Raw genomic sequence first — 20,767 nt, forward strand, 5'->3', positions numbered from 1 at the left:
ACCGAGAGGCCCCCTGCCTTTTCGGACGCAGGAGATGCACCATGGCGAAGCCGACCACAATCAAGATCCGCCTGAACTCGACCGCGGGCACGGGCCACTTCTACGTGACCAAGAAAAACGCACGCACCATGACCGAGAAAATGGTTGTGCGTAAGTACGACCCGGTCGTGCGCAAGCACGTTGAGTACAAAGAAGGCAAAATCAAATAAGCCTTCTGATGCCCAAGGCCACAGGCCAGGTATCACCCGATATTCGGGACAGTTGAAGAAAGGGTCACACGCTGCGTGTGACCCTTTTCTTTTGCGTGAGCTCGATGGGTTGTTTGGGGGGGCTTGCGACTTTGGATGACGCGCATGCCAGTGTCCGGGGTCGGAGAGGACAGGAGAGGGCAGGCAGCGGCCAGTTTAATTGCGCCAGACCTGCACCTCCTCCCTTCCTTTATAGCGGCCCTGAGACGGCTCTGGTGGACTAGGCGCGCCACTCTGCCATCGTCACGACAGGCTCCATTCCCATGCGTGTCATGAGCGCGGCTGAGGCGGTGTTGAAGGGGGCGTAGGTGGTGGCGATCACCTTGATCCCATCTGCTGTCACGCGGGCCTTCATATCATTGATGAGCGCCGCTCCGACCCCCATGCGCTGCCAGCTTTCGGCCACCGCAATGTGGTGCAGCATAGCACGCGTTTCGCCAATCCGGACGGGCAGGGCGGTGCGCTCTTCGATGCCGTAGATGATATAGCCCATGACGGTTCCCTGGGGGCTGACGGCGGCGCGGGCGGTGATGGTCTCGTCGCTCAGCCAATCGGCCAGCCAGGCCTGCAGGGCCTCTGCTGTAGGGTTGGCAGGGTAGCGCTGGGGCTGGTGGCTTACATGCAGCGCATGGAGGTCCTGCAGAAGCGGCACAAGGCGATGGGCGTCCTCTGGGGGAATGGTGACGAATTTCATGTGTCTCTCAAACGATCAAATGGACCAACAAGGGCCCGGACAAAAGAAAAGGGGCGGATCGCTATGATCCGCCCCTGATGTGCTGGATATGAAACCGTGGGTTATTCGCGGTTACCAAGCAGCTGGAGCAGCATCATGAACATGTTGATGAAGTCCAGATAGAGGCTCAGCGCGCCCATGATTGCGGACTTTGCGAGCCATTCCTGGTCACCCATGTGGACCATCTGCAGATAGTCATTCTTGATGCGCTGGGTGTCATAGGCGGTGAGGCCAGCAAAGATCAGCACGCCGATCACGGAGACGGCAAACGCCAACGCCGACGACGCCAGGAAGATGTTGACCACGGACGCCACGATCAGGCCGATCAGACCCATGATCAGGAACGCACCCATGCCGCTCAGGTCTTTCTTGGTGGTGTAGCCAACCAGCGACAAACCAGTGAAGGCGATGGAGGTGATCAGGAAGACCTGCACGATGCTTTCGCCGGTGAACACCAGGAAGATCGAGCTGATGGAAATCCCCATCACGGTGGCAAAGACGTAGAACAGCAGCTGTACGCCAGCCGCCGACATGCGGTTCGCTGCGGCGCCGATGCCGAAAACAAATGCGAGCGGAGCAAACATGATGACCCACTTCAGCGGCGACGCATAAAGCGCATAGCCAAGGCTGGTCAGGTAGGTGTCAGCATTCAGCTGTGCCGCTGCCGCGCTCGGGTCGCTGGTGACCGCGAGGCCCGCAATGGCCCAAGCTGCAAGAAAGGTGATGAACGTGCCTGCCGCCATTGTGGCGTAGACTTTGTTCATGTGGGCGCGAAGCCCTGCATCGATCTCTGCGGTGCGGGCACCGGCTGCGGATCGAATGGTGTCAAACTGTGCCATGTGTCATGGTCTCCGTCTAAATAGTCTCCCTCGCGCAGTTTTCCCGCCACCATAAGAGGAGCGGCGCAGGAAACTGGCGTTCCCCGCAAATATCGGTTCAACCGCGCTTTGGTTCAAGTCTGCAGAGCCAGTTTTCGGTCGAATTATAGACAAAAAGGGAGACCGGTAAGCCGGCCTCCCTCTCTGCGGATCTTTTCAGGGATGTGCGACGATCAGACGGCGCGGTTGGTCGGTACGTCCCAGAACGAGCGGCGCGCCTCTTCGGCGGCGGCGCGGGCAGAAATTCCAAGATCCAGAAGGGCCGCATCATCCAGCTTTGCAAGGGTCTGACGTTCGCGCCACAGCGAAATCCGGTTGATCAGCGCCCCAAGAATAGAGCTGTGCTGTGCGCGGGGCGGTGTGCTGCAAAGTGTGTCCATGTAGGTCATGATGTGTGTCCTTTTCTGGATCGGTGATGGTAGATCCGTTTGCTATCAATTCTGTTGATGTATGTGGGGAAGTATGATTGATTTGAAAAACGAATGTTTATGATCTTACTGATCAAGGATTGTGATGATGAGAAATCTTGATATCACCACTCTGCGGTCGTTTGTCGCTGTGGCAGACAATGGCGGGGTTACCCGAGCTGCCGGTTTTCTGCACCTGACGCAATCGGCGGTCTCCATGCAGTTGAAACGCCTTGAAGAGCTTTTGGGGCTGCAACTCCTGGACCGCTCCGGCCGCACCATCGCGCTCACCGCTTCGGGAGAGCAGCTGCTGGCCTATGCGCGCCGCATGATTGCGCTGAACGACGAAGCGGTCAGCCGTCTGACAGACCAGGCCTATGAGGGAGAGATCGTTCTGGGCGTGCCGCATGACATCGTCTACCCGGCCATCCCGCAGGTCCTGCAGCGGTTCAATGCGCAATACCCCCGGGTCAAGGTGCAGCTGTTGTCGAGCTATACCCGTTCGCTCAAGGAGCAGTTTGCCCGCGGTGAATGTGATCTCATCCTCACCACCGAGACAGCGACGGCTGAAAATGGCGAAATCCTTGCCGAGCGCCCCCTGTGCTGGATCGGTGCACCGACCGGGTCCGTCTGGCGTCAGCAACCGTTGCAGCTGGCCTTCGGGCGCTACTGCACATTCCGCCCAAAAGTGATGCGGGCATTGGACGCGGCGGGGATTTCCTGGGAGCTGATGGTCGAAACCGACAGCGATCGCACGATCGAAGCAACTGTCAGCGCCGATCTCGCAGTGACGGCAATGATCGAAGGCACCGAGCCACCCCACCTGGCGCAGGTCGACCACGGCGGCGCGCTGCCTGAACTGCCGGTCCAGCTGATCAACCTCTATGGCGGTGAGACTTCTGGCTCTCCCATCGTGAACGAGCTGGCGGCGCTGGTCCGTCAGGCGTTTCGTACCATCAGCACACCGCTGCAGTCGCCCCAGTGGAACGCTGCCTGACGCGGCCGAAAGCTGATGGTGTAAAATGTCCAGCCTCGATGCCTGCTCTTACTGAGCCGAGGCGTCGAGGCTTTCCTTCAGGTCTCGTCGCGCAGGGTAATGACAACCTTGCCCGTCGCCTTGCGGCTGCGCAGCAGCTCCAGCCCTTCGTCAACACGCTCTAGTGGCAGCTTATGGCTGATATGCGGTCGCAAAGAGCCGTCCTGGTACCAGTCGATCAGCGTGGAGATCGCGCGGCGGATCACATGGGGATGGGATTTCAGGTAACCACCAAAGTAAAAGCCGATCACGGTCAGGTTCTTGACCAGCAGGTGATTTGCCGGGATCTGCGGCACCTCGCCCCCGGCAAATCCGATGGGCAGCAGGCGGCCGCCGGGATTGGTCGCACGAAAGGCGGCGGTCCAGACGTCGCCACCGATGGCTTCATAGACGACATCAGCGCCGCCCAGCTCCTTGACCTTGCTGCGCAGATCCTCGCTGGCATCAATCAGATGGTCCGCGCCAGCGGCCTTTGCGATTGCCAACTTTTCAGCCCCCCGCGCATGGGCGATGACACGCGCCCCCAAACGTTTGCCAATCTCGACAGCAGTCAGCCCCACACCCCCAGCAGCGCCGGTAACCAACAGGGTCTCACCCGGTTGCAGCCGGGCACAGTGTTCGAGGGCAACCAGGCCGGTGCCATAGGTGATCTGAAACGCAGCCGCGTCAGCAAAGCTCATGGTGTCGGGAATTTTCACCGCGCGTGCGGCGTCGAAACAGCCGTAATCCGCAAGCCCCCCCTGACCGGAGAAAACGGCCACGCGGTCGCCAATGGAAAACCCCTCAACATCAGAACCAACCGCAGTCACCACGCCAGCCAGTTCCAGCCCCGGAACAAAGGGTAGGGGCGGCGTGTCCTGGTATTGCCCCTTGAGCAGGAGCAGATCTGCAAAATTCAACCCGCAGGCGTAAATCGCGACCCCAATCTGACCAGAAGAGGGGGGCGTGAAATCAACCGATGCGATAGCTGGCCCTACGTCAAAATTATCTATTCGGTAGGCGCGCATACTATTTTTCCATATCTCAGTGGGGTTTTGGTGATTCGACTGGGGCAGAGCATGCCAGATTCGGATTGCTCACACCTCACTATTTAGGGGGAGGTTGGAGCGCCGTGAAAAAAACGTTAACGATACAAGAAAAAATAGGGCTTAAAATCATGCGTTTGTCGCGCGAAGGCCCATAACAGGGCGAGTATCAGCTTGAATTCAACCGCTAGGGTCGTAAACTCAACTGCAATGGGAACGCTCCGATTGGCTTAATGGGGAATTCCGTTAGCGATGACACGGCAATTGGCCCTGACAACGTGTGCGGAATAAATGACAGCCGTTTGGATGACGGGTTCCAGCATTAAAAATTAGGAGAAACGCATGGCTCATCCAGTGGACGTGCACGTGGGGAAGCGCATCCGGCACCGCCGGTGGCTCATCGGCATGACGCAGCAGCAACTTGCTGAACTTGTAGGCATCAAGTTCCAGCAAATTCAGAAATACGAAACCGGTGCAAACCGTGTGAGCGCCTCCCGTCTTTGGGATATCTCGGACGCTCTTGGCGTGCCGGTCAGCTTCTTCTTTGAGGGGCTGCAGGAAGACGATGGCGCTGCCGAAAAATCGCAGGTGCCTGACGATCTGATGGGCGACAAGGAAGCTCTGGATCTGGTTCGCTCCTACTACGCGATCCCGGAAAACCAGCGCCGCCGCCTCTTTGAACTCGCACGTGTTCTGAGCGACGTCGCCTGAAATTCCAGCCCCGAGGGGCAGGAGAAGACTTGAAATTTGCGCGGTCGGATGTCACCCGTTCCACTATGACACCGACCGCGCTTTCTGATACAGACGTTGCCCATCGGATGGCCGATGCTGCACGTCAGGCTATCCTGCCGCATTTTCGCGCCGCAGGCCTTCAATCCGACAACAAGCTGGACCAGGGCTTCGACCCTGTAACCGTGGCTGACCGTGCCGCCGAAGAGGCGATGCGCGCGGTTCTGCGCGATCTGCGGCCCGAGGACAGCATCCTGGGAGAAGAGTTCGGCGCAGTCGAGGGCCGGTCTGGGCGGACCTGGGTTCTGGATCCGATCGACGGCACCCGTGGGTTCATCAGCGGAACACCAACATGGGGTGTCCTGATTGCCCTGGGGGATCAGAATGGGCCTTTCCTTGGCGTGGTGGACCAGCCCTACATCGGTGAGCGTTTCATCGGCTCCCCCGACGGGGCAAGCGTGACGGGTCCAATGGGGCAGCACCTGCTCAAGGTTCGCCAGACGACCGATCTGTCCGAAGCGACATTGTTCACCACATTCCCCGAGGTCGGAACCGCCGCGGAGGCTGCGGCCTTTCACCGGGTGGCCGACAAGGTCCGTCTGACCCGCTATGGCATGGATTGCTACGCCTATGCGCTATTGGCGGCCGGGCAATGTGACCTTGTGATCGAGGCAGGGCTGAATGCCTACGACATTCAGGCGCCGATTGCGTTGATCCAGGCCGCTGGGGGCATTGTCACCGACTGGCAGGGTGGCACAGCCCATCACGGCGGGCAGGTGATTGCCGCAGCCACAGCCGAGCTGCACGCTGCCGCGCTGGAGCTTATTCAGCAAACGGCTTGATAAGACGACGGTTTCCGGGCTAGTCTGTGGCCGCGCGCCGAGTCCTTTGCCCGTATTCTGTCGGCGCCACTTCACACTTCATCACCGAAACGGGCAATCTGGTGGAGTGTGACCTATGTCCGAAATTCTTATTCAATCCGTAGATGTTGTCCTGACGATGGACGATCAGCGCCGCAAGCTTGAGGGCGCCGATATCCGCCTGAAGGATGGCGTCATCGCCGAAATCGGCACGCAGCTTGAAACGCATGGCAGCATCGTGAATGGGCGAGGGTCAGTGGTGACACCGGGACTGATCAACACCCATCACCATCTCTACCAGAACCTGACCCGCGCCGTCCCCGGCGCTCAGGATGCGCTGTTGTTTGGCTGGCTGCAGAGGCTCTATCCGATCTGGTCTGCCTTCACGCCTGACGACATGCATGTCTCGGCCCAGCTCGGGCTGGCAGAACTGGCGTTGTCAGGATGTACGCTGACCTCTGACCATCTCTATCTTTATCCCAACGGCTCCCGGCTGGAGGATACAATCCACGCCGCCCGCGACATCGGATTGCGTTTCCAACCCACGCGGGGCGCCATGAGCATCGGCGAAAGCGCAGGAGGCTTGCCGCCGGATAGCTTGGTCGAAAAGGAAGAGGACATCCTCAACGATATGATCCGGGTGGTCGATGCCTTCCACGACCCGGCAGAGGGATCGATGTGCCGGGTGTCTCTGGCGCCGTGTTCCCCCTTTTCGGTCAGCCGCGAGCTGATGCGCGACAGTGCGATCTTGGCCCGTGACAAGGGCGTGATGCTGCACACTCATCTGGCGGAAAACGACGAGGATATTGCCTACTCCCTGTCCCAGTTCGGCTGCCGCCCCGGCCAATATGCCGAGGATCTGGGCTGGACCGGCCCGGATGTGTGGCACGCCCATTGCGTGAAACTCGACGCAGGTGAAATAGACCTGTTCCAGCGCACCAAAACCGGGGTTGCCCATTGTCCGTGCTCCAACTGTCGGCTTGGCAGCGGTATCGCGCCGGCACGGGCGATGCGCGATGCCGGGGTGCCGGTGGCGTTGGGGGTGGATGGGTCTGCCAGCAACGACATGGCGAGCCTTATCGCAGAGGCCCGTCAGGCCATGTTGTTGCAGCGGGTGATGCAGGGGGCCGACGCGATGAGCGCCTATGAGGCCCTCGAAATTGCCACCCGCGGCGGTGCAGAGGTGCTGGGTCGGCCCGACGTGGGGCAACTGGCTGTCGGCAAACGGGCGGATATCGCGATCTGGGATGTGACGGCCATTGCCTCAAGCGGCAGCTGGGATCCGGCAGCGATGCTTCTGGCTGGCCCAACGCAGGTCAAACATCTGTTCGTCGAGGGGCGGCAGGTGGTCCGCGATGGAATGCTGACCACATTGGATCTACCAACCCTCATAGAGCGCCACCAAAGCGCGGCACGCCGTTTGATGGCGCTTGGCTGAGCGAGAGGCGCGCTAGCGCCTCTCATTGTCAGTCGCGTTTGCCGTTGATCCAGACCTCTGCGATCGCGCGGTCGTCCCCCATCATGATGGTGGCAAACACCGCCTCCCAGATGTCTTCGGCGCGGGCGCTACGCTGGGCAATTGCGGGTGTCGAGGCAAGATCCAGCACCACCAGATCCGCCTCGTGACCGACTGTGATATTGCCGATGCAATCGTCCAGTCGCAATGCCCGCGCCGAACCTTGGGTCGCCAGCCACAAAAGCTGCGCTGCATGAAGGGGCGTGCCACGCAGCTGCCCCACTTCATAGGCCGCAGCCATGGTGCGCAGCATGGAAAAGCTGGATCCGCCGCCCGTATCGGTTGCCAGGCCAACGCGATGACCATCAGCCATCAGGCCCGCCATGTCGAACAGGCCGGATCCGATGAAGGTGTTGGAGGTCGGGCAATGGACCAAAGCGGCATCAACCTCGCGCAGTCGATCCCGTTCCCGCGGTTCCAGATGGATTGCGTGCCCATAGACCCCGCGCGCGCCCAGCAGGCCAAAGCTCTCGTAGGTGTCCAGATAGTCGCGGGCGTCAGGGAAAAGGGTTTTGACCCAGGCAATCTCGTCTGTCTGTTCGCTCAGATGGGTCTGCATCAGACAGTCGGGGTGATCGGCCCAAAGCGCGCCCATTGCCTCCAGCTGCTCGGGCGTCGAGGTGGGTGAAAACCGTGGGGTGATGGCATAGGACAAGCGCTCCACCCCGTGCCAGCGCGCGATCAGGGCAGCACTGTCGTCATGGGCAGATTGCGGCGTGTCGCGCAACCCGTCGGGGGCGTTGCGATCCATGCAGGTCTTACCGGCAATCACGCGCTGGCCCCGTGCCTTGGCGGCGCTGAAAAACGCATCAACGCTTTCGGGATGGATGGTGCCGTAGCTGCACATCGTCGTGGTGCCATTGGCCCGTGTCAGATCAAGATAGCGGTTTGCGATATCATCGGCATAGGCACGATCAGCAAACCGCATCTCTTCGGGAAAGGTGTAGCTGTTCAACCAGTCGATCAGCCGTTTTCCCCAGCTTGCAATGATGGCGGTCTGTGGGAAATGCACATGGGCATCGACAAACCCTGCAAGGATCAGATGGTCGCCGTGATCCACGACCTCGGCGCCCGGATGATCTGCCTGCAATCCTGCCTTGGTGCCAACCGCAAGGATCTTGCCGTCACCGATGGCAACGGCCTCATGCAGACGGGCCGCGTCTTCAGGGGTATTTGCGTCAAAGGGGGAGTGCTCGAACGACAGCACCTGCCCACTAATGATGTATTCCGCCTGCATGAATGCGGTCCTTTCTTGCCAAATCGGAGTGCGCAGGATACGCGCAGCATCACCGACGGTAAATTCCGACATTGTCATTGTTTTTCGGTAACTGCTTCTTTTATTTCATACGCAATCAGGAAAGGAGCCTCAGATGGTCACAGATAACGACGCAGACATGGTCGATCCGGGATCTGAGGACGCCTATGAGCTGGACCGCAAGCGCGTGGCCCAGATCCTTGATGCGGTCGAAGCAAATGATCAGGCCCTCCTGACCGAGTTGATGGAGCCGCTGCACGCGGCCGACATCGCCGACCTTCTGGAGCAGATCAACGCACCGGATCGCGCCGCGCTCATTCAGCTGTACGGGCGAGAGTTTGACGGTGAAATCCTGTCGGAACTGGATGAATCGATCCGGGAAGAGGTGATCGGGCTCCTCAATCCGCAGGTTCTCGCAGAGGCGGTGCGGGATCTGGAAAGCGACGATGTTGTCGACCTTCTGGAAGATCTAGAGGAACCCCAGCAGGAAGCGATCCTGCAATCGCTTGAAGACGCTGACAGGGTCGCGGTCCAGCAATCGCTGAGCTATCCGGAAAACTCCGCTGGTCGCTTGATGCAGCGCGAAGTCGTGATGGCGCCGGAACATTGGACCGTGGGTCAGGCAATTGATTTCATGCGGGAATCGGACAACCTCCCGGATCAATTCTATCACGTCGTGCTGGTTGATCCGCGCCTGCATCCTGTCGGCAACGTCACCCTTGGCCGTATCATGGGCGCCAAGCGTGATGTCAGGCTGACCGATATTGTCGAAGAGACCTTTCAGATCATCCCCGTCGATCAGGACGAGGAAGATGTGGCCTATGCCTTCAACCAGTACCACCTTATCTCAGCCCCGGTTGTTGACGACGAGGGGCGGCTGGTTGGTGTGATCACCATTGATGATGCCATGATCGTTCTGGACGAAGAACACGAAGAGGACATTCTGCGCCTCGCGGGTGTGAGCGACGGCAGCCTGGCTGACCGTGTCATCGCAACAACGAAACAGCGCTTTCCCTGGCTGGCGGTCAACCTTGGCACGGCTGTTCTGGCCTCTCTCGTGATCGCCCAGTTCGAGGCCACAATCGCACAGTTCGTGGCGCTGGCGGTCCTTATGCCGATCGTGGCCTCAATGGGGGGCAATGCGGGCACCCAGTCACTGACCGTGGCCGTGCGCGCTCTTGCCACGCGCGACCTGACAGGTTCGAACGTCTGGCGGGTCATCCGCCGTGAGGTGCTGGTGGGGCTTTTGAATGGTCTCGCTTTTGCGATCATCATGGGCGTCGTCGGCATCATCTGGTTTGGCTCGGCCCAGCTTGGTGGTGTCATCGCAGTCGCAATGGTCATCAATCTGGTCGTCGCGGGGCTCGCTGGAACGGTGGTGCCGATTATCCTTGAAAAAGTCGGGGTTGATCCGGCCCTCGCCTCTGGGGCTTTTGTGACGACTGTGACGGATATCGTTGGTTTCTTTGCCTTTCTCGGGCTGGCAGGCGCTGTCCTGTTCTAGTCGGGCAGGGGCGCGCACTAAAAAGGATCCCCCATGCAAGATCTCACCCAGATCAAAGCCGAAGCTCGCAAGGCCGCCTTTCAGCGTCGCAAGGCAGCCCATGACATGAACAAGCCCGGCACGGCGGGCCATCTGTCCGAAGTTCTGGCAGGCTACCGTGGTGTGCCGCTGGCTGGATACATGCCGATCCGCACCGAAATCGACCCGCTGCCCGCAATGGCAGAGGCCGCCGCGCATGGCCCGGTTGGTGTGCCAGTGATCCAGGCCGCCGAGACCCCTTTGAAGTTCAGCCGCTGGACACCGGAAGGGGCGTTGCGCGATGGTCCTTTTGGGGCGAAGGTCCCCGAGATCGACGACTACTTCGAACCCGAAATCCTGATTGTGCCGCTTGTTGGGTTTGATGCGCGAGGGGGGCGGCTTGGCTATGGTGGCGGCTTTTATGACCGCACGCTGGAGCTGCTGCGCGGCAAACGGCCGACGCTTGCGATCGGCTTTGCCTATGAGGCACAGCGCGCCGACGCTTTACCGCTGGAGCCAACCGATCAGCCGCTGGACATGATCGTTACCGAGAACGGGATCTACGACATCCGCTGAGCCATTGCGCCACTACCGGGCAGGGGCGGGGGCCTCTGCCAGACTGGCAGCCACCTCAGAGATGATGTCTCTGATGGGATGGAGGCGCGCAGGCTCTGCCTCCTGCTGGGGGGCAATCAGCCATAAAGGGTCCGACAACGGATTGGGGAGGCTCGCGACTGTGACGCTCTGCTGCGAGGCTCCAGACAATGCGCGCAACGCACTTTCCGGCAAGGCCGTATAGCCAAGCCCGGCTTCCACCGGCAACAGGATCTGCCCGATCTGGTTGATGAACACCCGTGGCTCTGCCTCGGGCAACGTGCCAGAGAAGTTGCGCCGCCACACCCGTGCAAGCAGGCTTTGCCCATCAGGATGACCCACAAAGGGCAGCTCGCGCAGGGTGTCAGGTTCCACCTGCGCAGCGGACCCCGGCGGCAGCAGCAGGCGGATCTGGTCCTGACCTATCTGCCGACTTTCCAAACGCGCCATTGATGATGGCGCGTGCATGATCGCAAGATCCAGTTCGCCATCGCTCAGCGCCCGCTCCATGGTGCGCGCAGGCATCGCAACCAGGGACATCTGCAGCCCCGGATGGCGCTGCAGATGCGCCCGGAGCGCAGGCCACAGCAACAGCGCAAAGCCACCCGAACAGCCGATACGCACCTGTCCCTGACCGGGATCATCCCGACCAAGCCGCTGGCGAAGATGCAGCTCTTCCTGCCTGCGTCGCAGACCAACCTGTCGCAGATGCTCCCCCGCTTCGGTGAGGGCAAGCCGCTTGCCGTCGCGCAGCAAGAGAGGCTGTCCCAGTTGGTCCTCCAGCTTGCGGATATGCTGGCTGACACCCGGTTGGGTCATGTTCAGCCGCTCGGCGGTGCGGGTAAAGCTCATGACGTCGCCTAGCGTGGTGAAGGTTTCCAACCATGTAGCGTTCAGCGGCACGTCCATTCCAATTCGTTATGGTTGCTTTCCCACATCATAATTTTTCTTTCTGAACGGGCAAGCCTACATCCTTCGCATACGCAACTCTGCCGACATCAAGGCGACACAGAAAGGAAACGTCATGCTGCCAACACCCCGCGGATTTTCACATATCGGTCTCTCTGTTCCCGATCTCGACGCAGCGATCCGGTTCTACCGCGACGTTCTGGGCTTTTACGTGATCATGGATGCGACCGAGGTGGTCGAAGACGACAGCGAGATCGGGCGCATGTGTACAGATGTCTTCGGCAAGGGCTGGGGGAGACTGCGCATCGCGCATTTGTCGACCGCTGACCGCGTCGGGATCGAACTGTTCGAATTCGAAGCTAACCACGCCCCCGACAACAATCTGGATTTCCGCCGCCATGGCATCTTTCACTTCTGTGTTCAGGATCCCGATATCGAGGGGCTGACACAAAAGATCGTTGCAGCGGGCGGCAAGCAGCGGATGCCCATCCGCGAATACTATCCCGGTGAAAAACCCTACAAGATGGTCTACGTCGAAGACCCCTTCGGCAATGTCTTTGAAATCTACACCCACAGCTACGAGCTGACCTATTCGCCGGGGGCCTACGCCTAGGCCCCGGGGGGCGGGTCTGGCCGGTTTCTGCCAGCCAGACCGCCGCTTTTGGCAGCGCTTTGCCCTGCGCACTCGCCCCAGTTGCATGGCCTTGTGCTTTGGTCATGCAGCCCCTATGCCGGATTTCATGAGAATTCTGTTTCTGGGCGATGTGATGGGCCGCGCTGGGCGCAAGGCGATCACCGAAAACCTGCCGCAACTGCGCGAGGCGTGGCGGCTGGATTTTGTCGTGGTGAATGGCGAAAACGCCTCTAACGGCATGGGGCTGAAGGCTGACCATGCAGAGCTGTTGCTGGCGGCAGGTGTGGATTGCCTCACGCTTGGCGATCATGCTTTTGACCAGAAGGACATGCTGCAGTTCATCGAAAAAGAACCGCGCATCATCCGGCCGCTGAACTTTGCCAAGAATGCGCCGGGACGGGGCTATCGGTTGTTCAACGCGCCAGGTGGGCGCAAGGTTCTTGTGGTGCAGGCGCTTGGCCAGGTGTTCATGAAACGCGCCTTTGACGATCCGTTTGGTGCGGTCGAAGCGGTGCTGAAATCGCATCCGCGCGGTGGGCTTGCACAGGCGGTGATCGTGGACATGCACTGCGAAGCGACCTCTGAAAAGATGGCCATGGGGCATTTCTGCAATGGGCGTGCCTCGCTGGTGGTGGGCACGCATACCCATGTGCCGACGGCTGATGCACAGATCCTGTCCGAAGGAACCGGGTATCTGACAGATGCGGGGATGTGCGGCGACTACAATTCGGTCATCGGTATGGACAAGGCCGAGCCGATGCGCCGTTTCCTCACTGGCATGCCCAAAAGCCGCTTTACCCCCGCAGAAGGGCCGGCAACCTTGTCCGGGGTCTTTGTCGAAACAGACGACCGCACGGGCGCAGCCAAGTCGATCCGCATGGTCCGCCAAGGCGGTCTGTTGGAGGAAGCGGCCCCCTGATTCCATACCCTCACTGCCGTCGGTGCGCGCCTTTGGCGCCACCACGGGCCGTGGGGTCGGCAGCCCAGTGTTTTCAGGTCGAAATCTGGTGCCGCTTTTGCAGCGTTGCGGGGAAAATAAGTCCCGCCCTCAATCGACGTGCAAACGCCTGTTCCGTTTTTTTCGCCACCTTTGTTTCAACTGTGCAAGACACTTGCCTGAGAATTTGTGTTAGGGTTCACTCCGGCGGGCGCACACCGGCCTGACGGCTGGCTGGGCGCTTTGGATTGACTGGGAAACCCTGTTTTAACCTCTTGGATGTCATCACCCCTCATGCAGTTTTTTTCCCTTGGTGAAACAGGCGACGCGGTGCTCACGCTGCTGATTGTCGTGGCAATGTTCGTGGCGTTCCTGCGCGAGACCTTTCCGACCGAAGTGGTCGCGCTCGCCGGTGTTTCGGTGATGCTGGCAACCGGTGTTCTGCCCTATCAAGCGGCCTTGCCGGTTCTGGCCAACCCCGCGCCCTGGACCATCGCGGCGATGTTCATCATCATGGGGGCGTTGGTGCGGACCGGGGCGCTTGATGCCTTTACTGCACAGGCCCGCAAACAGGCCGAGGTTAACCCCAAACTGGCGATTGCGCTCCTCATGGCGTTTGTGATCTCGGCCTCTGCCGTGGTGTCCAACACGCCCGTGGTGGTTGTGATGATCCCGGTGTTCATCCAGATCGCGCGCACGCTGAACGTTTCGGCGTCGAAACTGCTCATTCCGCTCAGCTATGCCGCCATATTGGGGGGGACGCTGACCCTGATCGGGACGTCCACCAACCTGTTGGTGGATGGCGTGGCCCGCGCCCAGGGTCTTGCGCCGTTTTCGATCTTCGAGGTCACACCGCTCGGGCTCATTCTGGTGGCCTGGGGGATGATCTATCTGCGCTTTGTCGCGCCGCGCCTGCTGCCTGACCGCAGCAGCATGGCGAGCCTGCTCAGCGATCGGTCGCGGATGAAGTTCTTCACCGAAGCGGTGATCCCGCCGGAAAGCAACCTGATCGGACGCGAAGTCACTGGCGTCCAGCTGTTCAAGCGCCCCGGTGTCCGCCTGGTCGACGTCATTCGCGGCGATATCTCCCTGCGCAACTCTCTCAAGGGGGTAGAGCTGCAGGTGGGCGACCGGGTGGTGCTGCGCACCCAGATGACCGAACTGCTCAGTCTGCAGCGCAACAAAGAGCTCAAGCGCGTGGATCAGGTTTCCACCGTGGAAACCACCACGGTTGAGGTGCTGATTACCCCCGGCTGCCGGATGGTCGGGCGCTCGCTGGGCGCCATGCGCCTGCGTCGGCGCTATGGTGTCTACACATTGGCCGTGCATCGCAGAAACCAGAACATCGGTGTTCAGCTTGAGGATCTGGTGGTGCGTGTGGGGGATACCCTTCTGTTGGAAGGCAACGCCGAGGACATTCAGCGTCTCGCGGCAGATATGGACATGGCGGCTGTTTCGCAACCTTCCGTGCGGGCCTATCGCCGCCGTCACGCGCCGATTGCCATCGTGGCGTTGATCGGCATCGTCCTGCTGGCGGCCCTTGGCGTTGCGCCGATCCTGATGCTGTCGGTGCTTGCGGTGTCCATTGTCCTTGTGACCCGCTGCATCGACGCGGACGAGGCGTTTTCGTTTGTCGACGGGCGTTTGCTCACGCTTATCTTTGCGATGCTGGCGATTGGCGCCGCTTTGGAGAGTTCGGGTGCCGTCGCCCTGATCGTCAATGCGATCGCGCCGTCGCTGTCGCTGCTGCCGCCGTTTCTGCTGGTCTGGGCGGTCTATCTGCTGACATCTGTCCTCACGGAACTGGTCTCCAACAACGCGGTGGCCGTGGTGGTGACGCCCATCGCCGTGGGGCTGGCCCAGGCGATGGGGATCGACCCGCGCCCGCTGGTGGTGGCGGTGATGGTGGCGGCATCGGCCTCCTTTGCGACGCCAATCGGTTATCAGACCAATATGCTGGTTTACGGGCCAGGTGGGTATAAATTCACCGATTTCCTGCGCGTGGGCATTCCGCTGAACCTCAGCATCGGGCTTTTGGCCTCTGTGCTGATCCCGTTCATCTGGCCGCTTTAACTGCGATCGGCAAGGGTTTGTTAACCATGATTTTCTGCCGGAAATCGTCGGTCATGCAATGGCGCGGGATCGGCCTGCCTGTCGACCGGTAAACAGACAGCCGCCAAGAAAGCTGCCCTCCAGCGCGTTATAGCCGTGGTATCCGCCACCGCCAAATCCCGCGACCTCTCCGGCGGCAAACAGACCGGGGATCGCCCGCCCATCCGCGCCGATCAACTGGCCCTCAAGATCGGTTTGAAAACCACCAAGCGTCTTGCGGGTCAAAATGTTCAGCCGTACCGCAATCAGCGGCCCATTGGCCCGGTCCAGAATGCGATGTGGCTTGGCCGTGCGGATCAGCCGATCCCCCAGATAACGGCGCGCGGCATGTATCGCGATCAGCTGCGCATCCTTGGCAAAGGGGTTGTCGGCCTGCGCATCACGCGCTTCGATCTGGCGGCGCAGGTGGGTTTCTTCCAACGCCACATCACCGATTTCATTCATGCCTTTGACCAGCTCGCTCAGGGTGTCGGCGACAACGAAATCAGCGCCGTGCTTTTTGAAAGCCTCGACCGGGGCGGGGGCCTTGCCACGGGACAAAAGCCGCGCGCGCAACACCTCGCGCCAACTGCCCGAGCTGAGATCCGGGTTCTGTTCAGAGCCGGAAAGGGCAAATTCCTTTTCAATGATCTTCTGGCTCAGGATGAGCCAGCTGTAGTCATGCCCGGTCTTGAGGATCTCGCGCAGTGTGCCAAGCGTGTCAAACCCCGGCAGATAGGGCGCAGGCAGCCGGTCGCCCTTGGCGTCAAACCACATGGAGGACGGGCCGGGTAGAATGCGGATGCCGTGGTTGGGCCAGATCGGATCCCAGTTGCGCAGCCCTTCGGTGTAATGCCACATCCGGTCCGCGTTGATGACATGGCCGCCTGCGGCCTCGGTAATCGGGATCATGCGGCCATCAACGTGAAAGGGCACACCTGCCACCATGGTCTTTGGCGCGGGGCCCAGCCGCTCTGTCGGCCAGTTGCGCCGGACCGCCTCAAGGTTGCCACCAATCCCCCCAGAGGCGACCAGAACCGATGGGGCATATATTTCGAACTCGCCAATCTCATGGCGGTTGGTGCGCGCGCCCTGCGGGGCCTCATCCGGGGCGAGGATCTCGCCTGAAACCCCTTGGATCCTGCCGCCCTGGGTAATGATGTGGCTCACCTGATGGCGAAACCGCAGCTGGATCAGCCCGGCCTCGGCATGGGCCCTGACGCGTTCTGCAAACGGGGCGACAACACCGGGTCCGGTGCCCCAGGTGACGTGAAATCGGGGGACGGAGTTGCCATGCCCCTCGGCACTGCCACCCCCGCGTTCGGCCCAGCCCACAACCGGAAACCAGCGCATGCCAAGCCCGGAAAGCCAGGCGCGCATCTCTGCGCTGGCAAAGTCCAGATAGGCCCGCGCCCAGCGTTGTGGCCAATGGTCCTCGGCGCGATCGAACTGGGCACTGCCAAACCAGTCGCGCCGCGCAAGATCGGTGCAATCGCGAATGCCCATGCGGCGCTGCTCTGGCGTGTCGATCATGAACAGGCCACCGAGGCTCCAATGCGCCTGACCGCCCATGAAATGTGCCGGCTCCTGCTCGACCAGAATGACGGATTTGCCGCGATCTCCCAGTTCTGCGGCGGTGACCAGCCCCGCAAGCCCTGCGCCCACGATAATCACATCAGCACTGGTATCGGCAGGTCGTGTCATGCTCTGGCCCTCCGTTTGCCTGTTGCCAGCCTAAGCGGCAGCTGGGTGTTCAGGCAAATCCTCTGCAGGGACCCGGCAGGATGTCGTCGGGTCACGGGGAGGGCAGGTGGCTTGGACAGGGGCGCAATCGTCTTGGGTGGATCAAAGCGGCCAGAACAGCAGGATCGACGGGATCGACACTGCGATAATCAGCACCTCCAGAGGCAGGCCGATGCGCCAGTAGTCGCCAAAATGGTAACCGCCGGGGCCCAGAACCAAGGTGTTGTTCTTGTGGCCGATCGGGGTGAGGAACGCCGCAGAGGCCGCCACGGCCACAGCCATCAGGAACGGGTCGGGCGACACGCCCAGCCCATTTGCCATCTGAATGCCAACCGGTGCCGCCACGATGGCCGTGGCGGTGTTGTTCAGCACATCCGACAGGGTCATTGTCACCACCATCAGCACAGTCAGGATCACCCAGGCGGGCAGACCTTCGGTCAGCGCCAGAAGACTGTCGGCAATCAACGCGGTGCCGCCCGCACTGTCCAGCGCCGCCCCAAGCGGGATCATCGACCCCAATAGAACCACCACGGGCCATTCGATGTGGTCATACAGCTCGGCCAGGGGCAGGATCTTGGTCAGCACATAGGCCACCACGACCAGACCCAGCGCAATGGGCAGATAGATCAACCCCAGCGACGCCGCCAGAACCGCACCTGCAAACAGCGCGATGGCAAGCCATGTCTTGTCATTCGCCGTCACTGACAGGCCGCGCTCTGCCAGCGGCAGGCAGCCCAGCCACTCTGTCACATCGGCGCCGCGGTCGCGCGGGCACAGCAGCAACAGGATGTCTCCGGCCTCGATTTCCTGTTGGCGGATGTGGCTGGTCAGCCTGCGCCCCTGTCGTGCCAGCCCCATCAGCACGGTGTTCTGCCGCCACGCAAGCCCAAGCGACTGCGCCGTGCGCCCCTTGATACGGGCGGTTTCCGGCACCACGACCTCGATCAGTTCCAGACCTTCGCCAGCGGCGGTCAGCTTCTCCTGCCGCGCCGCATCCGCAAAGTCGAGCGAGGTTGCACTGCGAAACTCGTCCAGCGCCTCGGGGGTTGCCTCCAGAACCAGCGCGTCGCCCGCCCGCAGGATCTGACCTGCTGCGCGCCCATATAGACGCTTGCCATTGCGGATCAGCCCCAGGATGGCCACATCCGCCTTGTCCGCCTCTTCGTCCAGTGAGCCAAGCCTCCGATCAATCAGCGGTGACCCCTCCGGCACCGTCAGCTCTGCAATATACTGCGCCAGCTGCGCCTCTGATGCCCCGGCTGCGTTTTCGCGTGTCGGGATCAGGCGCCAGCCGATCAGCGCCACAAAGACCAGCCCTGCCAGTGCCGCGATGCCGCCGACCGGGGCGAAATCGAACATGGCAAAGGGCTCACCCAGGGTTTCCTGCCGGATCGCGGCAATGATGATATTGGGGGGCGTGCCAATCAGTGTCGCCATCCCGCCCAGGATGGTGGCAAAGGACAGCGGCATCAGGCTCAGCCCAGGTGCCCGCCCGGCCTTGCGTGCGGTCTGGATGTCGACCGGCATCAGCAGCGCCAGTGCCGCGACGTTGTTCATGAAAGCTGACAGAACCGCACCGATCCCGCCCATCAGCGCGATATGCGCGCCCAACGCGCGGCTGCTGTCCACCAGCGTGCGCGTGATGAGAAACACCGCCCCCGACCGTACCAAGCCGGCGGAGACCACCAAAACCAGCGCCACCACAAGCGTGGCTGGATGCCCAAAGCCGGAAAACGCCTGATCCACAGGCACCACACCAACCACGACAGCGATCATCAGCGCCGAGAACGCCACCAGATCATATCTGTAACGCCCCCAAAGCAGCAGGGCAAAGACGGCGGCGAAAAGGCTGAAAAGCACGATTTGGTCAAATGTCATGCCGCCAGTCTAGTCGCTCGCGGGCAGGGGGCAACCGCTGCAATGGCGCGCGCTGCGGGAAAAAGGGCGCTATGAGCGGCACATGGGGCAGGCGCTGACAGGCGTTGCAGGGCCACAGCGCTTGAAAGCCCCCCGGTGTCGGGGCTATATGGGCGCCAGATCCAAAATTGAATTAGCAAGGATGCACCATGGCAGGCCACTCCAAATGGGCGAACATCCAGCACCGCAAAGGCCGTCAGGACGCCGCGCGGTCGAAACTGTTCTCCAAACTCTCCAAGGAAATCACCGTCGCAGCTAAGATGGGTGACCCCGATCCGGAAAAGAACCCGCGCCTGCGTCTGGCAGTCAAGGAAGCCAAAAGCCAGTCTGTCCCCAAGGACGTGATCGATCGCGCGATCAAGAAATCCCAGGGTGGCGACGCAGAGAGCTATGACGAGATCCGCTACGAAGGCTACGGCCCCAATGGCGTTGCCGTGATTGTCGAAACCATGACCGACAACAAGAACCGCACCGCCTCTACCGTGCGCTCCACCTTCTCCAAGAACGGTGGCAACCTGGGCGAGACCGGGTCTGTTGGCTTCATGTTCGACCGCAAGGGCGAAGTGACCTACCCGGCTTCTGTTGGTGATGCTGACACCGTGATGATGGCCGCGATCGAGGCAGGCGCCGAAGACGTCGAAAGCTCCGAAGAAGGCCATCTGATCTACTGCGCGGACACCGATCTGCACGAGGTGTCCAACGCATTGGAAGCAGAGCTGGGCGAATCCGAGTCGACCAAGCTGGTCTGGAAACCGACCACCACGACCGAGCTTGATCTGGAAGGCATGCAAAAGCTGATGAAGCTGGTGGATGCGCTGGAAGACGACGATGACGTCCAGCGTGTCACCACCAACTTCGAAGCCTCGGACGAGGTCATGGCGCAGCTCTGATCCGGCGTCATTCCAAAAGCTGAAAAAAGCCCGCCGATATGGCGGGCTTTTTTGTGCGTTGTGGTGCGGAGCGGGAGGTCCAGAAAGCCCGCCAATCAAAGGAGCCCGCGCAGGCTGTCCCGATTGGCGCGATCAGAATACTGGGCGCAATCAGAAAAACGCTGAAATCTCCTCCAGCGGCTTTTTCATCTTGGCCACGCTCGGCACCGTTGCATCCGCTGTCGGATGACCAACCGCGATGATCATTGTCGGCTTTTCAGAGGCAGGCCGCCCCAGCGCGCCGTTCAGAAACTTCATCGGGTTGGGCGTATGGGTCAGCGTGCTGAGCCCGGCCGTGTGCAGCGCCGCCAGCAGGAACCCCGTCGCGATATTCACGCTTTCGGGCACATAGTAGTTTTTGTAGCGGGTGCCGTCGTCGAACTCTCCCCATCGCTGGGCGAACACCAGAATCAGCCAGGGGGCGATGGTCAAATGGGGTTTGTGGGCATCGGTGCCGATCGGCTCCAGCGCCTTGATCCACTCATCTCCGGCGCCGCCTTCGTAAAAGCGTCGCTCTTCTTCCTCGGCCTCTTCACGGATCCGCGCCTTCAGCGCGGGATCAGAAATCGCGGCAAAGAACCAGGGTTGATGATTGGCGCCCGAAGGCGCGCTGCCTGCGGTCCGGATGCAGGTTTCGATAACGCTGCGCTCTACCGGCTGGTCGGTGAAATCGCGCACCGTGTGGCGCTGTTGCATATGCTTCAGAAAGGCCTCGGCCTTGTCCTGCATTTCTGCCGGGCTCAGATCAGTGCGATCGGGCAGCGGCAGCGGGTCATAGGAAAGCGCGGTTCGTGCAAACATCAG

Annotated in this window: 20 protein-coding genes; 11 read left to right on the forward strand and 9 right to left on the reverse strand. The window is 60.9% G+C overall.

The window, feature by feature from the left end:
* The first annotated feature begins 41 nt into the window (after positions 1-41).
* Positions 42-209 (forward strand): 50S ribosomal protein L33, encoded by a 168-nt coding sequence (gene rpmG / locus NIT7645_RS15110; protein WP_007814563.1) that lies wholly within the window; start codon positions 42-44, stop codon positions 207-209.
* Between the two features lie 259 nt (positions 210-468).
* Here rpmG and NIT7645_RS15115 read toward each other — a convergent pair whose 3' ends face one another.
* From NIT7645_RS15115 to NIT7645_RS15125, 3 genes are all read right to left on the reverse strand, one after another.
* Positions 469-942: a GNAT family N-acetyltransferase gene (locus NIT7645_RS15115; protein WP_008561501.1), complete on the reverse strand. Its 474-nt coding sequence runs from the start codon at positions 940-942 to the stop codon at positions 469-471.
* A gap of 101 nt (positions 943-1,043) precedes the next feature.
* Entirely contained in the window at positions 1,044-1,820 is a 777-nt protein-coding gene (locus NIT7645_RS15120; protein ID WP_008559079.1) for a Bax inhibitor-1/YccA family protein, read from the reverse strand.
* Between the two features lie 212 nt (positions 1,821-2,032).
* Complete coding sequence (locus NIT7645_RS15125; RefSeq protein WP_008563269.1) at positions 2,033-2,248, reverse strand: DUF1127 domain-containing protein; 216 nt, start codon at positions 2,246-2,248, stop codon at positions 2,033-2,035.
* Between the two features lie 127 nt (positions 2,249-2,375).
* Between NIT7645_RS15125 and NIT7645_RS15130 the strand changes: the two genes are divergently transcribed.
* Entirely contained in the window at positions 2,376-3,263 is an 888-nt protein-coding gene (locus NIT7645_RS15130) for a LysR family transcriptional regulator (RefSeq protein ID WP_037302745.1), read from the forward strand.
* A 77-nt stretch (positions 3,264-3,340) separates the two neighbouring features.
* Here NIT7645_RS15130 and NIT7645_RS15135 read toward each other — a convergent pair whose 3' ends face one another.
* Positions 3,341-4,309 carry an NADPH:quinone oxidoreductase family protein gene (locus tag NIT7645_RS15135; RefSeq protein ID WP_008558929.1) on the reverse strand — a complete coding sequence of 323 codons (969 nt, stop codon included), beginning with the start codon at positions 4,307-4,309 and terminating at the stop codon, positions 3,341-3,343.
* 360 nt (positions 4,310-4,669) lie between these two features.
* Between NIT7645_RS15135 and NIT7645_RS15140 the strand changes: the two genes are divergently transcribed.
* The 3 genes from NIT7645_RS15140 to NIT7645_RS15150 all read left to right on the forward strand — a co-directional run bounded on the left by NIT7645_RS15140 (position 4,670) and on the right by NIT7645_RS15150 (position 7,354).
* Positions 4,670-5,038 carry a helix-turn-helix domain-containing protein gene (locus NIT7645_RS15140; protein ID WP_037302203.1) on the forward strand — a complete coding sequence of 123 codons (369 nt, stop codon included), beginning with the start codon at positions 4,670-4,672 and terminating at the stop codon, positions 5,036-5,038.
* Positions 5,039-5,103: 65 nt separating this feature from the next.
* Positions 5,104-5,898, forward strand: a complete 795-nt coding sequence (gene hisN / locus NIT7645_RS15145; protein ID WP_050672236.1) for a histidinol-phosphatase — start codon at positions 5,104-5,106, stop codon at positions 5,896-5,898.
* Between the two features lie 115 nt (positions 5,899-6,013).
* Complete coding sequence (locus NIT7645_RS15150; protein WP_050687462.1) at positions 6,014-7,354, forward strand: 8-oxoguanine deaminase; 1,341 nt, start codon at positions 6,014-6,016, stop codon at positions 7,352-7,354.
* A gap of 28 nt (positions 7,355-7,382) precedes the next feature.
* Here NIT7645_RS15150 and guaD read toward each other — a convergent pair whose 3' ends face one another.
* The gene (gene guaD, locus NIT7645_RS15155; protein WP_050687520.1) at positions 7,383-8,669 is read right to left on the reverse strand and encodes a guanine deaminase; all 1,287 of its coding nucleotides are present in this window, start codon (positions 8,667-8,669) and stop codon (positions 7,383-7,385) included.
* 133 nt (positions 8,670-8,802) lie between these two features.
* Between guaD and mgtE the strand changes: the two genes are divergently transcribed.
* Entirely contained in the window at positions 8,803-10,191 is a 1,389-nt protein-coding gene (gene mgtE / locus NIT7645_RS15160; RefSeq protein WP_008560451.1) for a magnesium transporter, read from the forward strand.
* A 33-nt stretch (positions 10,192-10,224) separates the two neighbouring features.
* The gene (locus NIT7645_RS15165) at positions 10,225-10,785 is read left to right on the forward strand and encodes a 5-formyltetrahydrofolate cyclo-ligase (RefSeq protein ID WP_008562723.1); all 561 of its coding nucleotides are present in this window, start codon (positions 10,225-10,227) and stop codon (positions 10,783-10,785) included.
* 12 nt (positions 10,786-10,797) lie between these two features.
* Here the strand turns inward: NIT7645_RS15165 and NIT7645_RS15170 are convergent, their stop codons facing one another.
* Positions 10,798-11,712, reverse strand: a complete 915-nt coding sequence (locus tag NIT7645_RS15170; protein WP_008559809.1) for a LysR family transcriptional regulator — start codon at positions 11,710-11,712, stop codon at positions 10,798-10,800.
* A gap of 115 nt (positions 11,713-11,827) precedes the next feature.
* Here NIT7645_RS15170 and NIT7645_RS15175 point away from each other — a divergent pair, with 115 nt between their 5' ends.
* The 3 genes from NIT7645_RS15175 to NIT7645_RS15185 all read left to right on the forward strand — a co-directional run bounded on the left by NIT7645_RS15175 (position 11,828) and on the right by NIT7645_RS15185 (position 15,356).
* Positions 11,828-12,325, forward strand: a complete 498-nt coding sequence (locus tag NIT7645_RS15175; protein WP_008559678.1) for a lactoylglutathione lyase family protein — start codon at positions 11,828-11,830, stop codon at positions 12,323-12,325.
* A gap of 127 nt (positions 12,326-12,452) precedes the next feature.
* Complete coding sequence (locus NIT7645_RS15180; protein WP_037302748.1) at positions 12,453-13,265, forward strand: TIGR00282 family metallophosphoesterase; 813 nt, start codon at positions 12,453-12,455, stop codon at positions 13,263-13,265.
* 312 nt (positions 13,266-13,577) lie between these two features.
* Positions 13,578-15,356, forward strand: a complete 1,779-nt coding sequence (locus tag NIT7645_RS15185) for an SLC13 family permease (protein ID WP_008562633.1) — start codon at positions 13,578-13,580, stop codon at positions 15,354-15,356.
* A gap of 51 nt (positions 15,357-15,407) precedes the next feature.
* Here NIT7645_RS15185 and NIT7645_RS15190 read toward each other — a convergent pair whose 3' ends face one another.
* Both NIT7645_RS15190 and NIT7645_RS15195 read right to left on the reverse strand, forming a co-directional pair.
* Positions 15,408-17,078, reverse strand: a complete 1,671-nt coding sequence (locus NIT7645_RS15190) for an FAD-binding dehydrogenase (RefSeq protein WP_008560809.1) — start codon at positions 17,076-17,078, stop codon at positions 15,408-15,410.
* 141 nt (positions 17,079-17,219) lie between these two features.
* Entirely contained in the window at positions 17,220-18,995 is a 1,776-nt protein-coding gene (locus NIT7645_RS15195; protein ID WP_008561437.1) for an SLC13 family permease, read from the reverse strand.
* 188 nt (positions 18,996-19,183) lie between these two features.
* On the opposite strand from NIT7645_RS15195, the gene NIT7645_RS15200 reads away from it, so the two are divergent.
* Positions 19,184-19,924 carry a YebC/PmpR family DNA-binding transcriptional regulator gene (locus tag NIT7645_RS15200; RefSeq protein WP_008560183.1) on the forward strand — a complete coding sequence of 247 codons (741 nt, stop codon included), beginning with the start codon at positions 19,184-19,186 and terminating at the stop codon, positions 19,922-19,924.
* A 150-nt stretch (positions 19,925-20,074) separates the two neighbouring features.
* Here NIT7645_RS15200 and NIT7645_RS15205 read toward each other — a convergent pair whose 3' ends face one another.
* Positions 20,075-20,764 (reverse strand): nitroreductase family protein, encoded by a 690-nt coding sequence (locus NIT7645_RS15205; RefSeq protein WP_050687464.1) that lies wholly within the window; start codon positions 20,762-20,764, stop codon positions 20,075-20,077.
* Positions 20,765-20,767 lie beyond the last annotated feature (3 nt).

This window comes from Phaeobacter italicus (genome assembly GCF_001258055.1).
Classification (GTDB): Bacteria; Pseudomonadota; Alphaproteobacteria; order Rhodobacterales; family Rhodobacteraceae; genus Phaeobacter; species Phaeobacter italicus.

Bases quoted from the DNA above. Each gene is read 5' to 3' on its own strand.
- rpmG (WP_007814563.1), top strand. From the start codon at position 42: ATGGCGAAGCCGACCACAATCAAGATCCGCCTGAACTCGACCGCGGGC.
- NIT7645_RS15115 (WP_008561501.1), bottom strand. From the start codon at position 942: ATGAAATTCGTCACCATTCCCCCAGAGGACGCCCATCGCCTTGTGCCG.
- NIT7645_RS15120 (WP_008559079.1), bottom strand. From the start codon at position 1,820: ATGGCACAGTTTGACACCATTCGATCCGCAGCCGGTGCCCGCACCGCA.
- NIT7645_RS15125 (WP_008563269.1), bottom strand. From the start codon at position 2,248: ATGACCTACATGGACACACTTTGCAGCACACCGCCCCGCGCACAGCAC.
- NIT7645_RS15130 (WP_037302745.1), top strand. From the start codon at position 2,376: ATGAGAAATCTTGATATCACCACTCTGCGGTCGTTTGTCGCTGTGGCA.
- NIT7645_RS15135 (WP_008558929.1), bottom strand. From the start codon at position 4,309: ATGCGCGCCTACCGAATAGATAATTTTGACGTAGGGCCAGCTATCGCA.
- NIT7645_RS15140 (WP_037302203.1), top strand. From the start codon at position 4,670: ATGGCTCATCCAGTGGACGTGCACGTGGGGAAGCGCATCCGGCACCGC.
- hisN (WP_050672236.1), top strand. From the start codon at position 5,104: ATGACACCGACCGCGCTTTCTGATACAGACGTTGCCCATCGGATGGCC.
- NIT7645_RS15150 (WP_050687462.1), top strand. From the start codon at position 6,014: ATGTCCGAAATTCTTATTCAATCCGTAGATGTTGTCCTGACGATGGAC.
- guaD (WP_050687520.1), bottom strand. From the start codon at position 8,669: ATGCAGGCGGAATACATCATTAGTGGGCAGGTGCTGTCGTTCGAGCAC.
- mgtE (WP_008560451.1), top strand. From the start codon at position 8,803: ATGGTCACAGATAACGACGCAGACATGGTCGATCCGGGATCTGAGGAC.
- NIT7645_RS15165 (WP_008562723.1), top strand. From the start codon at position 10,225: ATGCAAGATCTCACCCAGATCAAAGCCGAAGCTCGCAAGGCCGCCTTT.
- NIT7645_RS15170 (WP_008559809.1), bottom strand. From the start codon at position 11,712: ATGGACGTGCCGCTGAACGCTACATGGTTGGAAACCTTCACCACGCTA.
- NIT7645_RS15175 (WP_008559678.1), top strand. From the start codon at position 11,828: ATGCTGCCAACACCCCGCGGATTTTCACATATCGGTCTCTCTGTTCCC.
- NIT7645_RS15180 (WP_037302748.1), top strand. From the start codon at position 12,453: ATGAGAATTCTGTTTCTGGGCGATGTGATGGGCCGCGCTGGGCGCAAG.
- NIT7645_RS15185 (WP_008562633.1), top strand. From the start codon at position 13,578: ATGCAGTTTTTTTCCCTTGGTGAAACAGGCGACGCGGTGCTCACGCTG.
- NIT7645_RS15190 (WP_008560809.1), bottom strand. From the start codon at position 17,078: ATGACACGACCTGCCGATACCAGTGCTGATGTGATTATCGTGGGCGCA.
- NIT7645_RS15195 (WP_008561437.1), bottom strand. From the start codon at position 18,995: ATGACATTTGACCAAATCGTGCTTTTCAGCCTTTTCGCCGCCGTCTTT.
- NIT7645_RS15200 (WP_008560183.1), top strand. From the start codon at position 19,184: ATGGCAGGCCACTCCAAATGGGCGAACATCCAGCACCGCAAAGGCCGT.
- NIT7645_RS15205 (WP_050687464.1), bottom strand. From the start codon at position 20,764: ATGTTTGCACGAACCGCGCTTTCCTATGACCCGCTGCCGCTGCCCGAT.